18 protein-coding genes and 1 tRNA gene are annotated in these 22,168 nt (G+C 67.1%); 12 read left to right on the top strand and 7 right to left on the bottom strand.

Features of this window, described 5'->3' with window-relative positions:
• The first annotated feature begins 7 nt into the window (after window positions 1–7).
• Entirely contained in the window at window positions 8–1,225 is a 1,218-nt protein-coding gene (locus ACPUER_RS12520) for a Bcr/CflA family multidrug efflux MFS transporter (protein ID WP_111017635.1), read from the top strand.
• A gap of 101 nt (window positions 1,226–1,326) precedes the next feature.
• Here ACPUER_RS12520 and ACPUER_RS12515 read toward each other — a convergent pair whose 3' ends face one another.
• The 3 genes from ACPUER_RS12515 to zwf all read right to left on the bottom strand — a co-directional run bounded on the left by ACPUER_RS12515 (window position 1,327) and on the right by zwf (window position 5,471).
• Window positions 1,327–3,255, bottom strand: a complete 1,929-nt coding sequence (locus ACPUER_RS12515) for a bifunctional transcriptional regulator/glucokinase (RefSeq protein ID WP_034182954.1) — start codon at window positions 3,253–3,255, stop codon at window positions 1,327–1,329.
• Entirely contained in the window at window positions 3,233–3,913 is a 681-nt protein-coding gene (pgl, locus tag ACPUER_RS12510) for a 6-phosphogluconolactonase (protein WP_425131256.1), read from the bottom strand. Before pgl ends, ACPUER_RS12515 begins: the two co-directional genes overlap by 23 nt.
• Window positions 3,914–4,001: 88 nt before the next feature.
• On the bottom strand, window positions 4,002–5,471 hold the full coding sequence (zwf, locus tag ACPUER_RS12505; protein ID WP_111017632.1) for a glucose-6-phosphate dehydrogenase: 1,470 nt from the start codon (window positions 5,469–5,471) through the stop codon (window positions 4,002–4,004).
• Window positions 5,472–5,903: 432 nt separating this feature from the next.
• Between zwf and ACPUER_RS12500 the strand changes: the two genes are divergently transcribed.
• From ACPUER_RS12500 to ACPUER_RS12485, 4 genes are all read left to right on the top strand, one after another.
• Window positions 5,904–7,151: an ABC transporter substrate-binding protein gene (locus ACPUER_RS12500; protein ID WP_175962615.1), complete on the top strand. Its 1,248-nt coding sequence runs from the start codon at window positions 5,904–5,906 to the stop codon at window positions 7,149–7,151.
• 138 nt (window positions 7,152–7,289) lie between these two features.
• On the top strand, window positions 7,290–8,228 hold the full coding sequence (locus ACPUER_RS12495; protein WP_034182958.1) for a carbohydrate ABC transporter permease: 939 nt from the start codon (window positions 7,290–7,292) through the stop codon (window positions 8,226–8,228).
• Window positions 8,218–9,075, top strand: a complete 858-nt coding sequence (locus tag ACPUER_RS12490; RefSeq protein WP_072436117.1) for a carbohydrate ABC transporter permease — start codon at window positions 8,218–8,220, stop codon at window positions 9,073–9,075. Before ACPUER_RS12495 ends, ACPUER_RS12490 begins: the two co-directional genes overlap by 11 nt.
• A gap of 110 nt (window positions 9,076–9,185) precedes the next feature.
• Window positions 9,186–10,304 (top strand): ABC transporter ATP-binding protein, encoded by a 1,119-nt coding sequence (locus tag ACPUER_RS12485; protein WP_175962616.1) that lies wholly within the window; start codon window positions 9,186–9,188, stop codon window positions 10,302–10,304.
• A 90-nt stretch (window positions 10,305–10,394) separates the two neighbouring features.
• On the opposite strand, the gene ACPUER_RS12480 is transcribed toward ACPUER_RS12485, so the two are convergent.
• The 3 genes from ACPUER_RS12480 to trxB form a co-directional block, all read right to left on the bottom strand.
• Window positions 10,395–11,018 (bottom strand): trimeric intracellular cation channel family protein, encoded by a 624-nt coding sequence (locus ACPUER_RS12480; protein WP_034182961.1) that lies wholly within the window; start codon window positions 11,016–11,018, stop codon window positions 10,395–10,397.
• Entirely contained in the window at window positions 11,005–11,784 is a 780-nt protein-coding gene (locus tag ACPUER_RS12475; RefSeq protein WP_310137123.1) for a Smr/MutS family protein, read from the bottom strand. Before ACPUER_RS12475 ends, ACPUER_RS12480 begins: the two co-directional genes overlap by 14 nt.
• A 135-nt stretch (window positions 11,785–11,919) precedes the next feature.
• Entirely contained in the window at window positions 11,920–12,882 is a 963-nt protein-coding gene (gene trxB, locus ACPUER_RS12470) for a thioredoxin-disulfide reductase (protein WP_152855479.1), read from the bottom strand.
• A gap of 401 nt (window positions 12,883–13,283) precedes the next feature.
• Between trxB and ACPUER_RS12465 the strand changes: the two genes are divergently transcribed.
• The 3 genes from ACPUER_RS12465 (at window position 13,284) to ACPUER_RS12455 (ending at window position 17,823) form a co-directional block, all read left to right on the top strand.
• On the top strand, window positions 13,284–15,593 hold the full coding sequence (locus ACPUER_RS12465; RefSeq protein ID WP_111017626.1) for a DNA translocase FtsK: 2,310 nt from the start codon (window positions 13,284–13,286) through the stop codon (window positions 15,591–15,593).
• A 46-nt stretch (window positions 15,594–15,639) separates the two neighbouring features.
• Window positions 15,640–16,329, top strand: coding sequence for an outer membrane lipoprotein chaperone LolA (gene lolA, locus ACPUER_RS12460; RefSeq protein WP_425131255.1), 690 nt, complete (start codon window positions 15,640–15,642; stop codon window positions 16,327–16,329).
• Between the two features lie 183 nt (window positions 16,330–16,512).
• Window positions 16,513–17,823 carry a replication-associated recombination protein A gene (locus tag ACPUER_RS12455; RefSeq protein WP_152855477.1) on the top strand — a complete coding sequence of 437 codons (1,311 nt, stop codon included), beginning with the start codon at window positions 16,513–16,515 and terminating at the stop codon, window positions 17,821–17,823.
• 39 nt (window positions 17,824–17,862) lie between these two features.
• On the opposite strand, the gene ACPUER_RS12450 is transcribed toward ACPUER_RS12455, so the two are convergent.
• Window positions 17,863–18,132, bottom strand: coding sequence for a DUF2164 domain-containing protein (locus tag ACPUER_RS12450; RefSeq protein ID WP_072436110.1), 270 nt, complete (start codon window positions 18,130–18,132; stop codon window positions 17,863–17,865).
• A 246-nt stretch (window positions 18,133–18,378) separates the two neighbouring features.
• Here ACPUER_RS12450 and serS point away from each other — a divergent pair, with 246 nt between their 5' ends.
• The 4 genes from serS to ACPUER_RS12430 all read left to right on the top strand — a co-directional run bounded on the left by serS (window position 18,379) and on the right by ACPUER_RS12430 (window position 22,078).
• The gene (gene serS, locus ACPUER_RS12445; RefSeq protein ID WP_425131254.1) at window positions 18,379–19,680 is read left to right on the top strand and encodes a serine--tRNA ligase; all 1,302 of its coding nucleotides are present in this window, start codon (window positions 18,379–18,381) and stop codon (window positions 19,678–19,680) included.
• A 115-nt stretch (window positions 19,681–19,795) separates the two neighbouring features.
• Window positions 19,796–19,886: transfer RNA gene (locus ACPUER_RS12440), tRNA-Ser, on the top strand.
• Between the two features lie 315 nt (window positions 19,887–20,201).
• Entirely contained in the window at window positions 20,202–20,459 is a 258-nt protein-coding gene (locus ACPUER_RS12435) for a hypothetical protein (protein WP_310137113.1), read from the top strand.
• Between the two features lie 83 nt (window positions 20,460–20,542).
• On the top strand, window positions 20,543–22,078 hold the full coding sequence (locus ACPUER_RS12430; RefSeq protein ID WP_425131253.1) for a methyl-accepting chemotaxis protein: 1,536 nt from the start codon (window positions 20,543–20,545) through the stop codon (window positions 22,076–22,078).
• Window positions 22,079–22,168 lie beyond the last annotated feature (90 nt).

Raw genomic sequence — 22,168 nt, 5'->3', positions numbered from 1 at the left:
GATACCCATGTCTCACGTCGTCCGGCGCCGGCCCGATGCCCGGCTGATCCTGTTGCTCGGCGCGCTCGCCGCCTGCGGGCCGATCGCCACCGACATGTACCTGCCGAGCCTGCCGTCGATTGCCGACGGCTTCTCCGTCAGCCCCGGCGCCGCGCAGCGCACGCTGACGAGCTTCATGGCCGGCTTCTCGGTCGGCATGCTGCTGTACGGCCCGCTGTCCGACACGTGGGGCCGCCGCCCCGTGCTGCTCGGCGGCATCGCGCTGTTCACGCTCGCGAGCATCGGCTGCTTCGTGTCGGGCTCGATCGACATGCTGATCGTCGTGCGCTTCCTGCAGGCGCTCGGCGCCGGCGCCGCGTCGGTGCTGGCCCGCGCGATCGCGCGCGACGCGCACGAGCCGAGCGACGCGGCGAAGGTGCTGTCGATGGTCGCGATCGTCACCGCGGTCGGGCCGCTGCTCGCGCCGCTGATCGGCGGCCAGATCCTGCGCTTCTCGGGCTGGCGCGGCGTGTTCGTCGTGCTCGCCGTGTTCGGCGCGGTGTGCGCGGCGACCGCGTACCTGCGCGTGCCCGAAACCTGGCCGAAGGAGCGGCGCAAGAGCACGGCCGTGCTCGCGTCGTTCGCGTCGTACGGGCGCATCCTGTCCGACCCCGTCGCGTGGGGGCACATGCTGTGCGGCGGCATGGCATTCGCGTCGATGTTCTCGTACATCACCGCGACGCCGTTCGTATACATCGAGTATTTCCACGTGTCGCCGCAGCACTACGGGCTGCTGTTCGGCCTGAACGTCGTCGGGATCATGATCGGCAACTTCGCGAACACGCGGCTCGTCGGCCGCGTCGGCTCGCTGCGCATCATCGCGGCCGCGTCGCTCGTGAGCTGCATCGCATCGCTCGCGGTCGCGCTCGTCGCGCTGACCGGGTGGGGCGGGCTGTGGTCGATCGTCGTGTGCCTGTTCTTCGTCGTCGGCGTGGTCGGGATTCTGTCCGCGAACTGCACGACCGACCTCATGCATCGCTATCCGCACAACGCGGGCGCGTCGGCCGCCGTGTTCGGCGCGATGCAGCTCGCGCTCGGCGCGCTCGCGAGCGTTGCGATCGGCGCACTCGCGGACGGCACGCCGTTCGCGATGGGCGTGACGATCGGCGTCACGGGCGTGCTGTGTTTCGCCGGACGCTTCCTCGTGCTGCGCTGGCACGGGCGGCCGGTGAAAGCGGGCGCCTGAACCGGCGCAGCCGGGCGCCACAAAGAAAAACGCCACCGCGCGCGATGCGCCGGTGGCGTTTTTCTTTGAAGTGCAGGAGGCGGCCGACGCCGCGCCGTGCATCAGTCCCGCGCGACGTCCTTCGCCGCCGGCGACGCGCCGTGGCTCAGCCAGTCGAGCACGTCGGCCGTTTCGTCGTCGCTCGCGCGCGCCTTCGCCTGCGCGACGGCCTCGGGCAGTTCGCCGTTCGGCGACGCGCGGCGGATCGCGACGCCCACCGCGAGGATGTCGATCATCAGCAGATGCAGGATCCGCGAGATCATCGACAACTGCGACTCGCGCATCTCGATGTGGTCGGTTTCGAGCGCGACGGTCGCGCGCTTCGCGAGCGGCGTGTTGCTCGACGTGATCGCGATCACCTTCGCGCCGGCCTGCATCGCGACGTCGAGCACGCGCAGCAGCTCGGGCGCGCGCCCCGACTTCGATACCGCGACGATCACATCGCCCTTGCCGAGCAGCGCGGCCGATGCGGCCTGCATGTACAGGTCGCCGTACGCGATCGTCGGAATCCCGAAGCGGAAGAACTTGTAGTGCGCGTCCTGCGCGACGATGTTCGAGTTGCCGAGCCCGTAGAACTCGATGCGCCGCGCGCCGTTCAGGATCTCGATCGCGTTCTCGACATGCTCGAAGTTCAGGTGCTCGCGCAACTGCAGGATCGCCGACACCGTGTTGTCGAGCACCTTCGCGCCGAAGTCGGTGGCGGTGTCGCCGAGATGCACCTGGCTGTGGCTCATCGGGATCGTGCCGGTGAGGCCGGTGGCGAGCTTCAGCTTGAAGTCCGACAGCCCCTGGCAGCCGAGCGAGCGGCAGAAGCGGATCACGGTCGGCTGGCTCACGTCGGCCTTGCGCGCGATGTCGACGATCGGATCGTTGATGATCGAGCGCGGATGGTTCAGCGCGAGATCGGCGACGCGGCGCTCGGCCGGCGTCAGCGCATCGCGCATCTGGCGGATCCGCTCGAACACGGCCGACGACGCACCGCCCGAGCGGTTCGACAACTGCTCCGCGAGGATCGCCGACACGCCGAGGAACGCCGGGTATTCGGCGGTGATCAGGTAGGTCGGGATGTTCTCGAGATAGTGCGTGAAGCGGCCCTTCGCCTCGAAGCGCGCGCGGAACGACGAGCGCGTGAACAGTTCGCCGAGCTTCAGCGCGACGCCGCCGCCGATGTATACGCCGCCGAGCGCGCCGAGCGTCAGCGCGACGCTGCCGGCGAACGCGCCGAGAATCCCGCAGAAGCATTCGACCGTCTCGAGCGCGAGCGCTTCGCCCGCATGTGCGCGCTCGACGATCTCGACCGTGTCGACGCTCGCGGCGACGCGCTTCTTGTCGCGCGCGGCGAGCGCGCGATAGATGATCTCCATGCCGGGGCCCGCGCACACGCGCTCGAACGACACGTGCGGAAACTTCTTGCGCGCGTACTGCAGCACCAGATCCTCGCGCTCGTCCTGCGGCGCGAACGACGCGTGGCCGCCCTCGCTGCCGAGCGCGATCCAGCGGTCGTCGGCCGGAATCAGCCCCGACACGCCGAGCCCGGTGCCGGGCCCGAGCAGCCCGATCACGCTGTTCTGGCGGCGCGTGCCGCCGCCGACCTGCACGCGCTGCGCGTCGGTCAGGCCCGGCAGCGCCATCGCGAGCGCGGTGAAATCGTTGACGACGAGCAGCGTGTCGAAGCCGAGCGCACGGCGCGTCGCCTCGATCGAGAAGCTCCAGTCGTGGTTGGTCATCGTGACCTGGTCGCCGTCGACCGGATTGGCGATCGCGATCGCCGCGTGGTTCACGCGGCTGATCTTCACGTCCTTCAGGTACTTGCGGATCGCGTCGGTGATCGTCGGATAGTCGGCGCCGGGATATACGCGGATCTGCGTGATCTCGCCCGGGCCGGTTTCCAGCGCGAAGCGCGCGTTGGTGCCGCCGACGTCCGCGAGCAGGCGCGGGCCGTCGGCATGCTGACCCGCGACGACCGCCTTAGTTTGCGCACCAGTAGACATCGAGCTGGGTCCCCTTGTCGTTGGCCAGTTGGGAAATCGCGTTCTTCTGCAGCGACGCGGCCGCGGCGTCGAGCACGGCGCGCTTGGCGGGGCCCGCGATCAGCAGGAACAGCCGGTCGACGCGCTTGAGCGCATCGAGCGAAAAGCTCACGCGCGCATGCGGCGCGGCGCCCGGATGCACGGCGACGAAACGCTCGGGCGTCGCGATCGCGTGGTCCCATTCGGGCGCGTCGGCGAAGATCGACGCGGTGTGGCCGTCCTCGCCCATGCCGAGCACCGCGACGTTCGGCACGCGGTAGTCGGCGTTCGCGTTCAGCGCGGCGACGTGCGCGTCGAGCGTGGCGCGCGTGTCGACGAGCGGCAGGAAGCGGGCAGGGGCCGCCGCGTGCTGCAGCAGCGTGTCGTGCACGAGGTGCGCGTTGCTGGCCGCGTCGTCCTCCGGCACCCAGCGGTCGTCGACCAGCGTCACGTCGACGCCGGCCCAGTCGAGCGCCGCATGCGACAGCGTTTGCAGGAACGGGCGCGGGCTCGTGCCGCCGGACACCGCGAGCGTCGGGCGCGCGGTGCCGGCGAGCGCGGCGCGCAGCGCATCGCCGACGGCGCGCGCAAGCGCTTCGCTTTGCGCTTCCTGGGTGTCGAAAGCGTGGATCTCGATCACATCTCCTCCGGACTGCTTTGTATGTTCAAATCGTACGAATCGTGGGGCACGTTGCCGCACGCAGTCACGCGCGCGGCAACGGCTTGCATCAGTTTTCTTCTTCGAGCCAGCAGGTGTCGTGCTGCGCGAGCATCGCGCTCGCCGCGGCCGGCCCCCACGTGCCCGCCGCGTACGGCTTCGGCGGCTTCAGCGAGCGCGCCCATTCGTTCAGGATCGGCTCGACCCAGCGCCATGCGGCTTCCTGTTCGTCGCGCCGCACGAACAGCGCGAGCCGGCCGTTGATCACGTCGAGCAGCAGGCGCTGGTACGCCTCCATCTGCCCTTCCTTGAAGAACCGGTCGAACGCGAGGTCGAGGTGCACGCTCGCGAGGTTCATCCCTTCGCCGGGCTGCTTCGCGAGGCAGTACAGGCGGATCGTCTCGTTCGGCTGCAGCCGGATCACGAGGCGGTTCGAACCGGGACGCAGCGCGGTCGGTCCGAGCGCCGAATGCGGCACCGGGCGGAAGTTGACGACGATCTCCGCGACGCGGTCGGCGAGACGCTTGCCGGTGCGCAGGAAGAACGGCACGCCGGCCCAGCGCCAGTTCTCGATCTCGACCTTCAGCGCGACGAAGGTTTCGGTCTGGCTGTCGGGCTTCACGCCCGGCTCGGTCGCGTAGGCCGGCACCTGCGCGCCCTTGATCACGCCCGCATGATACTGGCCGCGCACGGCAACCTTGCCGATGTCGCGCGGATCGACCGGCTTCAGCGCGCGCAGCACGCGCAGCTTCTCGTCGCGCACCGAGTCGGAATCCATCGAGTGCGGCGGCTCCATCGCGACGATCGACAGCAGCTGCAGCAGGTGGTTCTGCACCATGTCGCGCAGCGCGCCGGTGTTGTCGTAGAAATCGCCGCGCGCTTCGACGCCGAGCTCCTCGGCGATCGTGATCTGGATGCTCTCGACCCATTCGCGGCGCCACAGCGGCTCGAACAGCGCATTGCCGAAGCGCAGCGCGAGCAGGTTCTGCACCGGCTCCTTGCCGAGGTAGTGGTCGATCCGGTAGATCTGGCCTTCCGCGAAGATCTCGCCGACCGCGTCGTTGATCGCATTCGACGAGCGCAGGTCGTAGCCGAGCGGCTTCTCGAGCACGATGCGCGAGCCTTCGCTCAGGCCGACCGACGCGAGCGCGTTGCAGATCGGCACGAACAGCGACGGGCCCGTCGCCAGATAGAACACGCGGATGCCGGGCAGCGAGGCGATCGCGTCGCGCAGCACGGCGTAGTCTTCCGCGCGGCCGAGGTCGAGCTTCACGTATTCGATGCGCTGGAGAAAGGACTTCCACGCGGCTTCGTCGAAGGCCTTGCCGGCCGCCTTGACCGCATGCGGCTTCACATGTGTGTCGACCCACTCGAGATAACCCGCCTGATCCGATTCGTGCCGCGCCACGGCGACGATCCGGCCGCTCTCCGCCAGCATGTTCGCACGATGCGCTTCGAACAGCGCGGGCAGGATCTTGCGCATCGACAGATCGCCGGTGCCGCCGAAAAGTACGAAGGTAAAGCTGGAATCGGTATGCATGTGTCTCCGCCGGTTTTTTGGGGTGCTGGGAAGCAATCCGTAGTGCGATAAAAATATTTTTGACACTGAATTGTAGTTTAACTACAATCCGCCGCAAGGGGTAGCACCTGGGTGAAGAAAAAAAGAAGTGCGGTCGATGAACTGCGCGAACTTCGCCTCCGGAACGCCTTGTGCCGAATGTTATCGGACATTGACGGCGCGCATCGTCAGCGCACCGTCGCCCCCGGGCTCGCGCCGCAGCATCGCGGCGGGCCAGAAACACAAAGAGGAGACACGCCGTTGAATCTCGATTCACGCTTTCTGTAAGAGCCCGGCCGGTCATCGGCCCCGTACGCTGCATGCGTCCCGCGGCTCGATTTCCCCGTCGTTATCAAGAAGCCGGTTCCCGGTCAGGGAACCTCACGAGTTGATTCAGTCTGGAGGAGATAAGTAATGAAAGTTCGCTCGATCATGGGTGCGCTCTGCGCCGCAGGTCTGATGGCTGGCGCCGTGGCGGCGCAGGCAGCCGAGAACGTAACGGTGCTGCACTGGTGGACCTCGGGCGGCGAGTCGAAGGCCGTCGGCGTGCTGAAGGACGACCTGCAGAAGCAGGGCTACGTGTGGAAGGACTTCGCGGTCGCGGGCGGCGCCGGTGCCGCGGCGATGACCGCGCTGAAGACCAAGGTGATCAGCGGCGACGCACCGTCGGCCGCGCAGATCAAGGGCCCGCTGATCCAGGACTGGGCCGATCAGGGCGTGCTCGTCAACATCGATTCCGCCGCCGGCGACTGGAAGCAGAACCTGCCGCCGGAAATCGACAAGATCATCAAGTACAAGGGCCACACCGTCGCCGCGCCGTTCTCGGTGCACCGCGTGAACTGGCTGTACATCAACAAGGCCGCGCTCGACAAGATCGGCGCGAAGGTGCCGACCACCTGGCCTGAATTCTTCGCGGTGGCCGACAAGCTGAAGGCCGCGGGCATCCAGCCGGTCGCGATGGGCGGCCAGCCGTGGCAGGACCTGACCCTGTGGGAAGACGTCGTGCTGTCGCAGGGCCCGGCGTTCTACAAGAAGGCGCTGGTCGATCTCGACCAGGCGACGCTGACGTCGCCGCAGATGCTGTCCGTGTTCGACACGGTGCGCAAGATCCAGGGCTACTTCGATACCGGCCGTAACGGCCGCGACTGGAACCTCGCGACCGCGATGGTCATCAACGGCAAGGCCGGCATGCAGTTCATGGGCGACTGGGCGAAGGGCGAGTTCGAGAACGCCGGCAAGAAGGCGGGCAAGGACTACATCTGCGCGGCGGTGCCGGGCACCGCGAATTCGTATACGTTCAACGTCGATTCGTTCGTGTTCTTCCAGCAGAAGGGCGACAAGGCCGCGACGGCGGGCCAGATCGCGCTCGCGAAGACGATCATGACGCCGGACTTCCAGGAGCAGTTCAGCCTGCTGAAGGGCTCGGTGCCGGTGCGCCTCGGCGTGAAGATGGACAAGTTCGACGACTGCGCGAAGAAGTCGTATGCCGACGAGCAGACCGCGATCAAGTCGGGCGGCTTCGTGCCGTCGCTCGCGCACGGGATGGCGCAGGGCGATGCGACCGCCGGCGCGATCACGGACGTCGTGACGAAGTTCATGAACTCGCAGCAGGATTCGAAGAGCGCGGTCGCCGCGCTCGCGAAGGCCGCGAAGGTCAAGTAACGCACGACAGGCGCCCGGCCGGACACGCTTCATCGGCCGGGCGTTTTTGCAAGTGCAGCAAACGGGCTCGCCCGCGGGCCCGTGCCGTACCCGGCGCCGGCCCGGCCTGCGTCGCCCTCGTTCCAGGAGTCGAATCAAGTGGCTGCCCCTCTTAGCGGAAACGGATCCGGCGGTGCCGATGCACGGCGTACGTCGCCGATGTCGGCCCTCGCCGATCGCTGGATTCCGAAGCTCGTGCTCGCGCCGAGCGTCGCGATCGCCGTGGTGTTCATCTACGGCTTCATCCTGATTACCGGCTATCTGTCGCTGACCAACTCGCGACTGTTGCCGAACTACGAATTCGACGGCTTCGGCCGTTACTCGGACCTGTTCCAGAACGACGTGTGGTGGACCTCCGCCGCGAACCTCGGCTGGTTCGGGATTCCGTTCATCGCGATCTGCGTCGCGCTCGGGCTGTTCCTCGCGATCCTGCTCGACCAGCGGATCCGCAACGAAGGCGCGCTGCGCGCGATCTTCCTGTACCCGATGGCGCTGTCGTTCATCGTCACCGGCACCGCGTGGCAGTGGATCCTGAACCCGGGCCTCGGCCTCGAGAAGGTGATGCACGACTGGGGCTGGACGAGTTTCTCGTTCGGCTGGCTCGACGATCCGGACAAGGCGATCTTCTGCGTGGTGGTGGCGGCCGTGTGGCAGTCGACCGGCTTCGTGATGGCGCTGTTCCTGGCAGGGCTGCGCGGTGTCGACGCCGAGATCTTCAAGGCCGCGCAGGTCGACGGCGCGACGCTGCCGACCATCTACCGCAAGATCGTGATCCCGAGCATGCGCCCGGTGTTCTTCTCGGTGCTGCTGATCCTCTGCCACATCACGATCAAGACCTTCGACCTCGTCGTCGCGCTGACGGCGGGCGGCCCGGGCACGTCGTCGTCGCTGCCGGCGATGTTCATGTATACGTTTTCGTTCAACCGCGGCCAGCTCGGGCTCGGCGCGGCGTCGTCGGTGATGATGCTCGCGACCGTGGTCGCGGTGCTGGTGCCGCTGATGTATATGGAATCGAGGAGCACCCGCAATGCAGCCTAAGATGACGATCAGCCGGGCAGTGATCTACGCGGCGCTGATCCTGTTCGCGCTGTATTTCCTGTTCCCGATCTACGTGATGCTGTCGACGTCGTTCAAGGACCTCGACCAGCTGCGCACCGGCAACCTGCTGACGCCGCCCACCAGCTGGACCGTCGAGCCGTGGGTGAAGGCGTGGAGCGGCGCGTGTACCGGCGTGCGCTGCGACGGGATGAAGCCGTTCTTCCTGAATTCGCTGCAGATGGTGATCCCGGCCGTGCTGATCTCGTCGCTGATCGGCGCGTTCAACGGCTACGTGCTCACGCACTGGCGCTTTCGCGGCGCGGACGCGCTGTTCACGATGATGCTGGTCGGCTGCTTCATCCCGTTCCAGGTGATCCTGCTGCCGATGGCGCGCCTGCAAGGGATGCTCGGCCTCGCCAATACGATTCCCGGCCTCGTGTTCGTGCACGTCGTGTACGGGATCGCGTTCACGACGATGTTCTTCCGCAACTTCTACGTGAGCGTGCCGTCCGAGCTCGTGAAGGCCGCGCGCATCGACGGCGCGGGCTTCTTCACGATCTTCACGAAGATCCTGCTGCCCGTGTCGCTGCCGATCTTCATGGTGTGCCTGATCTGGCAGTTCACGCAGATCTGGAACGACTTCCTGTTCGGGATCGTGTTCTCCGGCGTCGATTCGATGCCGATCACGGTGGCGCTGAACAACCTCGTCAACACGTCGACGGGCGTGAAGGAGTACAACGTCGACATGGCCGGCGCGATCATCGCCGCGCTGCCGACGCTGCTCGTCTACATCGTCGCCGGCCGCTACTTCGTGCGCGGGCTGACGGCGGGCGCGGTGAAGGGGTAGGCGCGGCCTTATCCGATACGACGAACCGGCCGCGCACGTCGCGCGGCGCATCGAAACGAACCCGACGCGGCGCCGTAGCGCCGCGCGAGACGAGACAGAGGATTCACAGCATGGCAAGCCTTTCCATCCGTGACGTGTACAAGACCTACCCGAACGGGGTGCCGGTCCTGAAGGGTGTCGACATCGAGATCGAGGACGGACAGTTCCTGATCCTGGTTGGCGGTTCGGGCTGCGGGAAATCGACGCTGCTCAACATGATCGCCGGGCTCGAGACCGTGACGAGCGGCGAGATCTGCATCGACGGCAAGGTCGTCAACAATCTGTCGCCGAAGGATCGCGACATCGCGATGGTGTTCCAGTCGTACGCGCTGTATCCGTCGATGACGGTGCGCGAGAACATCTCGTTCGGCCTGAACATCCGCAAGGTGCCGAAGAACGAACAGCAGCAGATCGTCGACCGCGTGTCGCAGATGCTGCAGATCCAGCACCTGCTCGACCGCAAGCCGGGCCAGCTGTCGGGCGGCCAGCGCCAGCGCGTCGCGATGGGCCGCGCGCTCGCGCGCGATCCGTCGCTGTTCCTGTTCGACGAGCCGCTGTCGAACCTCGACGCGAAGCTGCGCATCGAGATGCGCGCGGAAATCAAGCTGCTGCACCAGCGCCTCGGCACGACGATCGTCTACGTGACGCACGACCAGATCGAGGCGATGACGCTCGGCGACCGGATCGCGGTGATGAAGGACGGCGTGGTCCAGCAGTTCGGCGCGCCGCAGGAGATCTACGATTCGCCGTCGAACCTGTTCGTCGCCGGTTTCATCGGCGCGCCGCCGATGAACTTCATCAACGGCAAGCTGGTCGAGCAGGGCAGCGGGATCGCGCTCGAGATCGACACGGGCCTCGCGCGCAGCGCGCTGAAGCTGCCGTTCGACGCGAAGCGGATGAACGGCCACGTCGGCCGCGAGGTGATCCTCGGCCTGCGTCCGGAGCGCATCACCGACGCACGCAACGCGCACAACGGCGAGGCGTCGAGCCTGCAGCCGATCGACGTGCGCGTCGACGTGACCGAGCCGACCGGGCCGGATACGCACGTGTTCGCGCAGGTGAACGGCAAGCGCATCGTGAGCCGCGTGCATCCGGCCGCGAACCCGCAGCCGGGGCAGACGCAGTCGCTGCTGTTCGACGTGTCGAAGGCCGTGCTGTTCGATCCGGCATCGGAAGAACGGATCGCGTGATGCGGCGTTCGCGCTGAATGAAGCAGAAGGGGCCGTCTCGAATGAGCGGCCCCTTTTGTTTTGGCGCTGAAGTTGGCGTTGCGGCGGCAGTCAGTGCGGCAGCCGCACGTCGAATTTGAACGTCGCCAGCCGCGCGGCGAGGATGAAGCCGGTCGCGAGCAGCACGCTGTACACCGAATCGAACTGCAGCCACACGAGCAGCAGGTAGAACCAGCAGCCGACGAATGCGCAGGTCGCGTAAGGCCGCGAATCGCGCAGGATCAGCGGGATGTCGTTGCACAGCACGTCGCGGATGATCCCGCCGACCACGCCGGTGATCACGCCCATCATCACCGCGATGAAGCGCGGCATTTCGGCGTCGAGCGCGATCGACGTGCCCGAGATGCTGAAGATGCCGAGCCCGATCGCGTCGGCGACCAGCAGCAGCCGCTCGGCCGACAGCCGCGACAGCATCCGCAGCACGAACGGCGCGAACAGCGCGAGCACGAAGATCGCGATCACGTAGTCGTCGTGCACGACCCAGTAGAACGGCCGGCGCTCGAGCAGGATGTCGCGCAGCGTGCCGCCGCCGAACGCGGTGGCGAGCGCGACGACGAACGTGCCGACCGAGTCGAGGCGGTTCTTGCGCGCCTCGATGAAACCCGAAATCGCAAACGCCAGCGTGGCGATCGCCTCCAGTACGGCGATCGCGAGCGTCAGCCTAGGATGCGGCACGCGGCCCCCGGTCGGCGGGCGCCGCGAGCGGCTGCAGCAGCACGAGCACCGCGCCTGCGCCGCCGTCGTTGCCGCGCGCCTCGCAGAACGCGATCACTTCTTCCTTCTGTACGAGCCACGCGCGCACCTTGCCCTTCAGCACGGGTTCCTTGCCGATCGAGCCGAGCCCCTTGCCGTGGATCACACGCAGACACCGCAGTCCCTTCTTGCCGGCTTCGCGGATGAATTCGGCAAGCGCGTCGCGCGCCTCGTCGCGGCGCATCCCGTGCAGGTCGATCTGCGCCTGCACGATCCACGCGCCGCTCCTCAGCTTGCGCACGACGTCGCGGCTGATGCCGGGGCGGTGGTAATACAGCGAGTCGTCGCTGTCGAGCAGCGTTTCGGGATCGAATTCGTCGGACAGCGTCGCATTCAGCACGGCTTCCTCGTCGCGCTGCGTCTGCTTCGGCACCGGGTCGGGCGGCATGCGGCCGGACGCCGCGCGCGGCGGCGCGTTCAGCGGTCGGATCGCGCCGATTTCGTTGCGGAACAGGTTCGCGTCGGCTTCCGCCTTGCGCTCGGCCTTCGCGGTTTCGATGCGCTCGCGTTCGCGGCGATCGGCTTCGCCTTGCAGCGACTTGCGCAGCGCGCCGAGGCCGGCGAGGCCCTGGCCGCGCAACGCGGCCGGATCGGGCGCGGGCGGCGCGGCGGCCGGCGCGGGGTTCGCGGGACGGGCGGCGATCTGCCGCTTCGCGGGATCGCTCGGATGGGGCTGGTTCTTCGCCATGATTCGATAGCAGGGCAGGCGCGTTCGGGCGCGCGGGCAAAAAAAAGCCGCTGCGCGGCGGCAGCGGCTTTCCGTTCGGGCCCGCTTCGCGGCAGCGGACGCCATTGTAGCGCCCGGCGCGGTAGGGCTTGCGGCTTACTTCTTGTCGTGCAGGCTTTCGAGGTAGCGCTGCGCGTCGAGCGCGGCCATGCAGCCCGTGCCCGCGCTCGTGATCGCCTGGCGGTACACGTTGTCCTGCACGTCGCCCGCGGCGAACACGCCCGGCACGCTCGTCGAGGTGGCGTTGCCGTGCAGGCCGCTCTTCGTCAGGATGTAGCCGTCCTTCATCTCGAGCTGGCCCTGGAACAGGTCGGTGTTCGGCTTGTGGCCGATCGCGACGAACACGCCCTGCACGTTCAGGTCTTCCTTCGCGCCGGTCTTCACGTTCTTGATGCGCAGGCCCGTGACGCCCGAATCCGCGCCCGTCACCTCGTCGAGCACGTGATCCCACTTGATGTCGACGACGCCTTCCTTTTCCTTCTCCAGCAGGCGGTCGATCAGGATCGGCTCCGCGCGGAATTTGTCGCGGCGGTGGATCACCGTGACCTTCTTCGCGATGCCCGTCAGGTAGAGCGCTTCCTCGACGGCCGTGTTGCCGCCGCCGATCACCGCGACTTCCTGGCCGCGATAGAAGAAGCCGTCGCAGGTCGCGCAGGCCGACACGCCCTTGCCCATGAACGCTTCCTCGGACGGTAGGCCGAGGTATTGCGCGGACGCGCCGGTCGCGATGATCAGCGAGTCGCACGTGTATTCGCCCGAGTCGCCGATCAGGCGGATCGGCTGCTCGTGCAGTTTCGCGGTGTGGATGTGATCGAAGACGATTTCGGTGTTGAAGCGCTCGGCGTGCTCGAGGAAGCGCGCCATCAGCTCCGGACCCTGCACGCCTTTCGCATCTGCCGGCCAGTTTTCGACATCGGTCGTGGTCATCAGCTGGCCGCCCTGCGCGATGCCGGTGATCAGCACCGGGGACAGGTTGGCGCGTGCCGCGTAGACGGCGGCCGTGTAGCCGGCGGGGCCGGAACCGAGAATCAGGACTTTGGCGTGTTTGGGCGTGGACATGTGCGAATCCGTAAAAGGCGGCCGCGGCGGGCGGGATAGGGCTCGCCGTACGATCCGGGGTTGACCGGGATGCCGTCATAGATGGGTATCAGTCGCGCATTATAAAGGCCCCGTTGCTGCGTTGCCGAACGAGAGTTTCAATCGTGCCGATAGCGTTTCGCTGCGCGCCTCCCGCGCCGGCACGGCGGGCCGGGCGGGTGGCCGGCATGCGGCGGCGCGATGTCGCAGGCCCTGGCAAGGGCGCGGCCGTCCGGCCGGCTTGCGGTCGCCGGCGGCAACCGGTTCGGCACCCCGTCCCCGTTATGTAACCGTCATTTACACTTGGCGGCCCGGTGCAGCGTTTACAATAAGCGCGATCGAACGACAGGCGGGCGCACGGCCCGTCCTCTTTATACGGATTCATGGCAAAAGCTCCTTATTCCGCCCAGGCACAGGCGTTGCCGCACCGGATGTCGAAGCTCCTCACGGAGATCCGCTGGATTCTCCAGGTCGCGCTCTGCGCATTTCTGGTGATGGCCCTGCTGAGCTACAGCCGGCGCGATCCGAGCTGGACGCACGCCGCGCAGGTGGACCACATCTCGAACTGGGCCGGCCGCGTCGGCGCGTGGACGGCCGACATCATCCTGCTGCTGTTCGGCCTGTCGGCCTACTGGCTGGTCGTGCCGCTCGGGCGGCGCATCGCCGTCAACTACCGCCGCATCACGCGCCACGAGGCGATTCCCGACGAACCCGAGCGGCCGATCGGCTGGCTCACCGAGATCTTCGCGTTCGTGCTCGTCGTGCTGGCGTGCGACGGCATCGAGGCGCTGCGCATGTGGTCGCTGAAGGTGCAGTTGCCGCGTGCGCCGGGCGGCGTCGTCGGCGAGGCCGTCGCCGGTGCGATGTCGCATGCGTTCGGTTTCACGGGCGGCACGCTGCTGCTGCTGATCGCGCTCGCGATCGGCCTGTCGCTGTATTTCCGCTTCTCGTGGCTGTCGGTTGCCGAGCGCGTCGGCGGCGCGATCCTGTCCGCCGTCAACGTCGCGAAGCTGCGCCGCGAGGCCGAGCGCGACCGCAAGCTCGGCGAGGCCGCGGCCGTGCGTCGCGAAGGCAAGGTCGAAGAGGAGCGCGTGCGCATCGAGGATCACGAGCCCGTGACGATCGTGCCGCCGGTCGTCACGCCGGCGAAATCCGAGCGCGTCGAACGCGAGCGCCAGGTGCCGCTGTTCACCGACCTGCCGGGCGATTCGACGCTGCCGCCGGTGTCGCTGCTCGATCCCGCGCCGAAGACGCAGGAAGCGATTTCGGCCGATACGCTCGAATTCACGTCGCGCCTGATCGAGAAGAAGCTGAAGGATTTCGGCGTCGAGGCGAGTGTGGTTGCCGCGTATCCGGGCCCGGTCGTCACGCGCTACGAGATCGAGCCGGCCACCGGCGTGAAGGGCAGCCAGATCGTCAACCTCGCGAAGGATCTCGCGCGCTCGCTGTCGCTCGTGTCGATCCGCGTCGTCGAGACGATCCCCGGCAAGAACTACATGGCGCTCGAACTGCCGAACCAGCGCCGCCAGACCGTGCACCTGTCCGAGATCATCGGCTCCGAGGTGTATGCGGCCGCATCGTCGGCGCTGACGCTGAGTCTCGGCAAGGACATCGGCGGCAAGCCCGTGTGCGCGGATCTCGCGAAGATGCCGCACCTGCTCGTCGCCGGCACGACCGGCTCGGGCAAGTCGGTCGGGATCAACGCGATGATCCTGTCGCTGCTGTACAAGGCGACCGCCGAGCAGGTGCGCCTGATCCTGATCGATCCGAAGATGCTCGAAATGAGCGTCTACGAAGGCATTCCGCACCTGCTGTGCCCGGTCGTCACCGACATGCGCCAGGCCGGCCACGCGCTGAACTGGACGGTCGCGGAGATGGAGCGGCGCTACAAGCTGATGAGCAAGCTCGGCGTGCGCAACCTCGCGGGCTACAACAACAAGATCGACGACGCGGCGAAGCGCGAGGAGAAGCTGCCGAACCCGTTCAGCCTGACGCCGGAAGATCCCGAGCCGCTCGGTCGCCTGCCGAACATCGTCGTCGTGATCGACGAGCTGGCCGACCTGATGATGGTCGTCGGCAAGAAGGTCGAGGAGCTGATCGCGCGGATCGCGCAGAAGGCGCGCGCGGCCGGCATTCATCTGATCCTCGCGACGCAGCGTCCGTCGGTCGACGTGATCACGGGCCTGATCAAGGCGAACGTGCCGACGCGAATCGCGTTCCAGGTGTCGTCGAAGATCGACTCGCGCACGATCCTCGATCAGATGGGCGCCGAATCGCTGCTCGGGATGGGCGACATGCTGTACCTGCCGCCGGGCAGCGGGCTGCCCGTGCGCGTGCACGGCGCGTTCGTCGGCGACGACGAAGTGCATCGCGTCGTCGAGAAGCTCAAGGAGCAGGGCGAGCCGAACTACGTCGAGGGCCTGCTCGAAGGCGGCACCGCCGACGGCGACGAGGGCTCGGCCGGCGCGGGAACCGGCGAAGGCGGCGGCGAGTCTGATCCGCTGTACGACCAGGCGGTCGAGATCGTCATCAAGAACCGCCGCGCGTCGATCTCGCTCGTGCAGCGTCACCTGCGGATCGGTTATAACCGCGCGGCACGGCTGCTCGAGCAGATGGAGCAGTCGGGGCTTGTATCGGCGATGTCGTCGAGCGGCAACCGCGAAATTCTTGTGCCGGCGCGCGACGCGGAATGAGTCCGCGGCGCCCGCAGCGCCGGCCACCCACGGAGAAAACCGCAATATGCAGCAACATTCGTTCGCAATGTCTCTTCGTTCGACGCGGCGCTGGCTCGGTGCGGCGTTCGCCGGCGCATCGCTGATGCTCGCGTCGACGCACGCGTTCGCGGGCGGCACCGAGCAACTGAAGGCCTTCGTGTCGCAGGTGCGCTCGGCGAAGGGCGACTTCACGCAGCAGATCGTCAAGGCGCCGGCCAAGGGCGCGAGCGCCGCGCAGGCCGCGCCGAAGCCCACCGACAATTCGAGCGGCACGTTCGTGTTCGCGCGGCCGGGCAAGTTCATCTGGACGTACCAGAAGCCGTACCAGCAGGTGCTGCAGGCCGACGGCGACAAGCTCTATGTGTACGACCGCGACCTGAACCAGGTCACCGAGCGCAAGCTGAACGGCGCGCTGGGCGCGAGCCCCGCCGCGATCCTGTTCGGCAGCAACGATCTCGACAAGAGCTACACGCTGCGCGATGCCGGCGAGAAGGGCGGCATCGAGTGGCTCGAGATGCTGCCGAAGGCGCAGGACACGCAGTTCCAGCGAATCGGCATCGGCTTCCGGAACGGCACGCTCGCCGCGATGGAGCTGCATGACGTGTTCGGCAACGTCACGCTGCTGACGTTTACGAACATCCAGACGAATCCGCCGCTGAAGGGCGACACGTTCAAGTTCGTCGTGCCGAAGGGCGCCGACGTGATCAACGGCTGACCGGCGCCGCGCGCCGCTCTTCTGCAACGGGCCTGCCGGCGACGGCAGGCCCGTGTCGTTTGCGGGCGCGGGCACCGGGCGCGGGCACCGGGTACCAGGCACGGCGGCGCCGTCGCGCGGCTGTCATAATGTCGGGTCCGGCGGCCGGTCCGGCCGCCATTGTTTGATGTGGAGCGAGGGTTCATGTCCGACCTGTTTCAAGTCGAGCCGCGCCGGCCGCTCGCCGAGGCGCTGCGGCCGAAGACACTCGCCGAGGTGATCGGCCAGACGCATTTGCTGGGCGAAGGCAAGCCGCTGCGGCTCGCGTTCGAATCGGGCAAGCCGCATTCGATGATCCTGTGGGGGCCGCCCGGCGTCGGCAAGACGACGCTCGCGCGGCTCACCGCGCTCGCGTTCGACTGCGAGTTCATTGCGCTGTCCGCGGTGCTCGGCGGCGTGAAGGACATCCGCGAGTCGATGGAGCAGGCGAAGGACACGCTGAACCGCACCGGCCGCCACACCATCCTGTTCGTCGACGAGATCCACCGCTTCAACAAGGGGCAGCAGGATGCGTTGCTGCCGTTCGTCGAGTCGGGGCTCGTGACCTTCATCGGCGCGACGACCGAGAACCCGAGCTTCGAGGTCAACTCGGCCTTGCTGTCGCGTGCGCAGGTGTACGTGCTGAAGTCGCTGGACGACGACGAGATGCGCCAGTTGCTGAAGCGCGCGCAGGAAATCGCGCTCGACGGCCTCGCGTTCGACGACAAGGCGATCGATACGCTGGTCGGTTATGCGGACGGCGACGCGCGGCGCTTCCTGAACCTGCTCGAACAGGCGCAGACGGCGGCATCGTCGGCCGGCGTCGCGACGATCGACGCCGAATTCGTCAGCAGCGCGATGACGCTGAACGCACGGCGCTTCGACAAGGGCGGCGACAACTTCTACGATCAGATCTCGGCGCTGCACAAGTCGGTGCGCGGTTCGAGCCCCGACGGCGCGCTGTACTGGTTCTGCCGGATGATCGACGGCGGCGCGGATCCGAAGTATCTCGCGCGGCGCATCGTGCGGATGGCGTGGGAAGACATCGGCCTCGCCGATCCGCGCGCGCTGCAGATGGCGAACGACGCGGCCGAGACCTACGAGCGGCTCGGCTCGCCGGAAGGCGAACTCGCGCTCGGGCAGGCGGTGATCTATCTCGCGTGCGCGGCGAAGAGCAACGCCGGCTACAACGCGTTCAACCAGGCAATGGCGTTCGTGAAGCAGGACAAGTCGCGCGAGGTGCCCGTGCATCTGCGCAACGCGCCGACCAAGCTGATGAAGGAACTCGGCTATGGCCACGCATATCGTTACGCACACGACGAACCGAACGCGTATGCGGCCGGCGAGACGTACCTGCCGGACGGGGTGCGCGAGCCGCACTGGTACAAGCCGGTGCCGCGCGGGCTCGAATCGAAGATCGCCGACAAGCTCGCGTGGCTGCGCGAGCTCGACCGCGAGGCCGGCAAGAAGGACTGACGGGCAACGCGCGGCCCGGCCGGCGCCGTACCGGATGCGTCAGCGCTTGCGGCCCGGCTGCTGTTTCTTCCAGTATTCGAACGGCTCTTCGTGGCAGTCGATGTCGAGCTCGGCGACCCGTGCTTGCAGGCGTTCCTGTGCGTCTGCGATCGCGAGGTTGTAGATCGCGGGCGCGATCTCCTCGACGAAGAAGTGCAGCAGCGCGCCGGCCTGGATGTTGCCGATCGGCTCGTCCATGTTTTCTGTGAAATAACGTTGCAGCGATGCGATTGCGCGGTCGCGTACTTCCTTGTCCAGTTCGATGGCCATCGGGTTCCTTGAAGGGCTGTGATGCGGAAGCGGGGGCGTCGTTCGACGCGTTGCGTGCGGCCGGTGCAGGCGTTTCGCCGTCCGCAATGGTTTGGCACAATGTGATGCTCCGGCCGCTTAGGCGAGCCGGCATGCTGATACTGCCACGACCGGCCGTTTTCGGGCATCGTCCATCAGGCCGGTGCCGTGGCGGCCGCGCGGTGCGTTAGAATTCCCGTCTCATACAACGATTTTCCAAGTCCTCCCATGCTCGACATCCAGTTGCTGCGCAAAGACCTCGACGGCGTCGCCAAGCGCCTCGCCGATCGCGGCTACACCCTCGACATCGCCGCGTTCTCCGCACTCGAAGCGGAACGCCGCGCGATCCAGACCCGCACCGAAGAGCTCCAGGCGCGCCGCAACAGCCTGTCGAAGCAGATCGGCGCGATGAAGGGGAAGGGCGAGGACACGTCGGCGGTGATGGCCGAGGTCGGCGGGATCGGCGACGAGATGAAGGCGGGAGAAGCCAAGCTCGGCGACATCCAGGCGCGCTTGTCCGACCTGATGCTGGGCATGCCGAACGTCGCGCACGAAAGCGTGCCGGTCGGCAACGACGAAGCCGACAACGTCGAGGCGCGCCGCTGGGGCACGCCGCGCCAGTTCGACTTCGAGGTGAAGGATCACGTCGATGTCGGCACGCCGCTCGGCCTCGATTTCGAGACGGGCGCGAAGCTCGCCGGCGCGCGCTTCACGATGCTGCGCGGCCCGATCGCACGCCTGCACCGCGCACTTGCGCAGTTCATGATCGACACGCACACGCAGCAGCACGGCTACACCGAAACGTATACGCCGTACATCGTGAACCCGGAGATTCTCTACGGCACGGGCCAGTTGCCGAAGTTCGCGGACGACATGTTCAGGGTCGAGAAGGGCGGCGCGGAGAACACGGTCACGCAATACCTGATCTCCACGTCCGAGATCTCGTTGACGAACACCGTGCGCGAGTCGATCGTCGACGCGTCCGCGCTGCCGATCAAGCTGACCGCGCATTCCCCGTGCTTCCGCTCGGAAGCCGGTTCGTACGGCCGCGACACGCGCGGGATGATCCGCCAGCACCAGTTCGACAAGGTCGAGATGGTGCAGGTCGTCGCGCCGGAAACGTCGTACGCGGCGCTCGACGAGATGGTCGGCCATGCGGAGGCGATCCTGCAGAAGCTCGGCCTGCCGTATCGCGTGATCACGCTGTGCACGGGCGACATGGGCTTCTCGGCCGCGAAGACGTTCGACCTCGAGGTGTGGCTGCCCGCGCAGAACACCTATCGCGAGATCTCGAGCTGCTCGAACACCGAGGCGTTCCAGGCGCGCCGGATGCAGGCGCGTTTCCGCAACGCGCAGGGCAAGCCCGAGCTCGTGCATACGCTGAACGGTTCGGGTCTCGCGGTCGGCCGTACGCTCGTCGCGGTGCTGGAGAACTACCAGAACGCGGACGGCTCGGTCACGGTGCCGGAAGCGCTGCGTCCGTACATGGGCGGCATGGAGCGGATCGACGCGCCGGCACAGGCGTCGTGAAATCGGCTGCCGAAGCCCTCGCAAAAAAATTGCGGAAAGGGCTTGTCAGCTCAGAAAAGATCGTTTTATAATCTTTTCTTTCCCGGACATGACCAGCCGGGAAGTGCAGTAAAACGGAGAGGTGGCAGAGTGGTCGAATGTACCTGACTCGAAATCAGGCGTACGGTTTCCCCGTACCGTGGGTTCGAATCCCACCCTCTCCGCCAGAATACGAAACCCCTTGATTCGGAAGGATCAAGGGGTTTTTCGTTTTGGGTCTGCGGCGCGATGTGCCGATTGCCGTTGCAGTGACAACGGTTTAGCCGTCGGCACATCGGACGTGCTGATGCGATGACGACGAACTGCGCGCACGATCGTGGCGATTGCGCGAATCGGCCTGTGCATCGTCGCGCTTGCCGCCTTCAGCCGGGCTGTCGTAGTACTCGACTACCTGTGCGTCGCGCCAGCACAGCCGTCGATCGAGAGCGATCTCGTCCGGTTCGACGCATTGCCCGGCTTTCCCGGCCGGACCTGTATCGCTGGTGAGCACGCACGCCGAGCTGCACCTTGTGCTCGAGTTCGCCTATCGCAGCAGCATCGTGCAACTGATCGCCGTACCGTTCGTCCTTGCGAGTACGTGGCGGCATGACGATCTCGCCGAATTCATCGCGTTGTTTGCATGCGCGCTGCTTGCCGTTGTCCTCGTCTCGAACTGCAGCGACAGACGGGCAGCATGCGACACATCCGACCTGATCGGTCAGCGCTGCGCTGCCGGTCCTTGCCGCTTTCCTCAGTTTTAAGCCTTTGCGTCCCGCGCCGTTAACACGGTGCGGCGGCCGGCGCCCGTGCCGAGCCGCGTCGTCCCCCGTCGATTCAAGGTCCCATGAAGCTGAGCTACAAGATTCCCCTCGCATTCGCCGTCGCGCTGCTGCTGATGTTCTGCGGCGCGCTGTACGGCATCCACATCCTCAACCGGTCGATCGATACGTTCGCCGAAGACGTTCAGACGAACGTCGGCGACGAACGGCTCGTATCGGCCACGCTCTTGCAGTTCAAGCTGCAGGTGCAGGAATGGAAGGACACGCTGCTGCGCGGCAAGCAGCCCGACAAGCTCGACCATTACTGGCAGGCATTCCAGACGCGCGAGCATGCGGTCGCTTCGCTCGCCGCTCAGCTCGTCCGTCAGTTGCCGCCTGGCGACAGCCGCTCGCTCGTCGAGCAGTTCATGCGTGCGCACACGGCGATGGGCGACGGCTACCGGCGCGGCTTCGACGCGTTCAAGGCGGCCGGCTTCGAGCCATCGGCCGGCGATGCCGCGGTCGCGGGCGTCGACCGCGAACCGGCTGCGCTGCTGGAGCGGGCCGCGAAGTCGATCGCCGACGAGAGCGCCGCCGTGTCGGCGCAGGCGAGCCGGGACGCGCAGCGCGCGACTACCGCGAGCCTCGCGCTGATGCTGGTCGTGCTCGGCGTCGCGATGGTCGGCGCGTTCCTGTTCAGCCGTGCGATCCTGCGTCCGCTCGACCGTGCGGTGGCGTGTGCGCAGGCCGTCGCCGGCGGCGACCTGACGCGCGACGTCGATGCAACCGGCCGCGACGAGATCGCCGATCTGCTGCGTGCACTTCAGACGATGCAGACGAGCCTGTCGGGCGTCGTGCTCGAAGTGCGGACCCATGCCGAAGCCGTCGCGACGGCGAGCGCGCAGATCGCGTCGGGCAATCACGATTTGTCGTCGCGCACCGAGTCGCAGGCCGCGTCGATCGAGGAGACGGCGGCCAGCATGACCGAACTGACGGGCATCGTGCGCCAGTCGGCCGAGCATGCGCAGCACGCGGCGCAGCTTGCGCGCGACGCGTCGAATATCGCGTCCGCGGGCGGCGGCGTGATGACGGATGCCATCCACACGATGAACGGCATCGCCGACAGCGCGGCAAAGGTCGGCGAAATCATCGCGGTGATTGACGGCATCGCGTTCCAGACCAACATCCTTGCGCTGAACGCGGCCGTTGAGGCGGCCCGTGCGGGCGAGCAGGGGCGCGGCTTCGCGGTCGTCGCGGCCGAGGTGCGCACGCTCGCGCAGCGCAGCGCGTCGGCTGCGAAGGAGATCAAGGGGCTCATCGAGCAATCGACGCAGCGGGTCGACGAGGGTGCCGTGCTGATCGGCCGCGCGGGAGAGTCGATTTACGAGATCGTCGGCGCGGTGCAGCGCGTCACGACGATCGTCGGCGAGATCTCGTCCGCGTCGCAGGAGCAGAGCGGCGGTATCCAGCAGGTGAACGTCGCGGTCACGCAGATGGACGAAGCGACACAGCGCAACGCGGCGCTCGTCGAGCAGGCCACGGCCGCGACGCAGGCGCTGGCCGAGCAGGCGAGTGCGCTGCGGCACGCGGTGGCCGTGTTCAGGTTGCCGGAAATGGCGTGACGGCGTCGCCGTCGCGCCTGGCTCCAACGGAATCGGATGCCGGTGCGGCGGCGGTTTTCAGCGGCGCGCGACGTGGCGAGCATGCGCCGG

Origin of the sequence: Burkholderia sp. DN3021 (genome assembly GCF_049805555.1) — a bacterium.
GTDB lineage: Bacteria > Pseudomonadota > Gammaproteobacteria > Burkholderiales > Burkholderiaceae > Burkholderia > Burkholderia pyrrocinia_C.
This window is presented reverse-complemented; position numbering and strand designations above follow the sequence as displayed.

Coding starts and splice junctions, on each gene's coding strand:
- zwf (WP_111017632.1), bottom strand. CDS start 5,471: ATGCATACCGATTCCAGCTTTACCTTCGTACTTTTCGGCGGCACCGGC.
- serS (WP_425131254.1), top strand. CDS start 18,379: ATGCTCGACATCCAGTTGCTGCGCAAAGACCTCGACGGCGTCGCCAAG.
- ACPUER_RS12475 (WP_310137123.1), bottom strand. CDS start 11,784: ATGGCGAAGAACCAGCCCCATCCGAGCGATCCCGCGAAGCGGCAGATC.
- ACPUER_RS12485 (WP_175962616.1), top strand. CDS start 9,186: ATGGCAAGCCTTTCCATCCGTGACGTGTACAAGACCTACCCGAACGGG.
- ACPUER_RS12515 (WP_034182954.1), bottom strand. CDS start 3,255: ATGTCTACTGGTGCGCAAACTAAGGCGGTCGTCGCGGGTCAGCATGCC.
- lolA (WP_425131255.1), top strand. CDS start 15,640: ATGCAGCAACATTCGTTCGCAATGTCTCTTCGTTCGACGCGGCGCTGG.
- ACPUER_RS12430 (WP_425131253.1), top strand. CDS start 20,543: ATGAAGCTGAGCTACAAGATTCCCCTCGCATTCGCCGTCGCGCTGCTG.
- ACPUER_RS12520 (WP_111017635.1), top strand. CDS start 8: ATGTCTCACGTCGTCCGGCGCCGGCCCGATGCCCGGCTGATCCTGTTG.
- ACPUER_RS12455 (WP_152855477.1), top strand. CDS start 16,513: ATGTCCGACCTGTTTCAAGTCGAGCCGCGCCGGCCGCTCGCCGAGGCG.
- ACPUER_RS12500 (WP_175962615.1), top strand. CDS start 5,904: ATGAAAGTTCGCTCGATCATGGGTGCGCTCTGCGCCGCAGGTCTGATG.
- ACPUER_RS12490 (WP_072436117.1), top strand. CDS start 8,218: ATGCAGCCTAAGATGACGATCAGCCGGGCAGTGATCTACGCGGCGCTG.
- ACPUER_RS12465 (WP_111017626.1), top strand. CDS start 13,284: ATGGCAAAAGCTCCTTATTCCGCCCAGGCACAGGCGTTGCCGCACCGG.
- trxB (WP_152855479.1), bottom strand. CDS start 12,882: ATGTCCACGCCCAAACACGCCAAAGTCCTGATTCTCGGTTCCGGCCCC.
- ACPUER_RS12450 (WP_072436110.1), bottom strand. CDS start 18,132: ATGGCCATCGAACTGGACAAGGAAGTACGCGACCGCGCAATCGCATCG.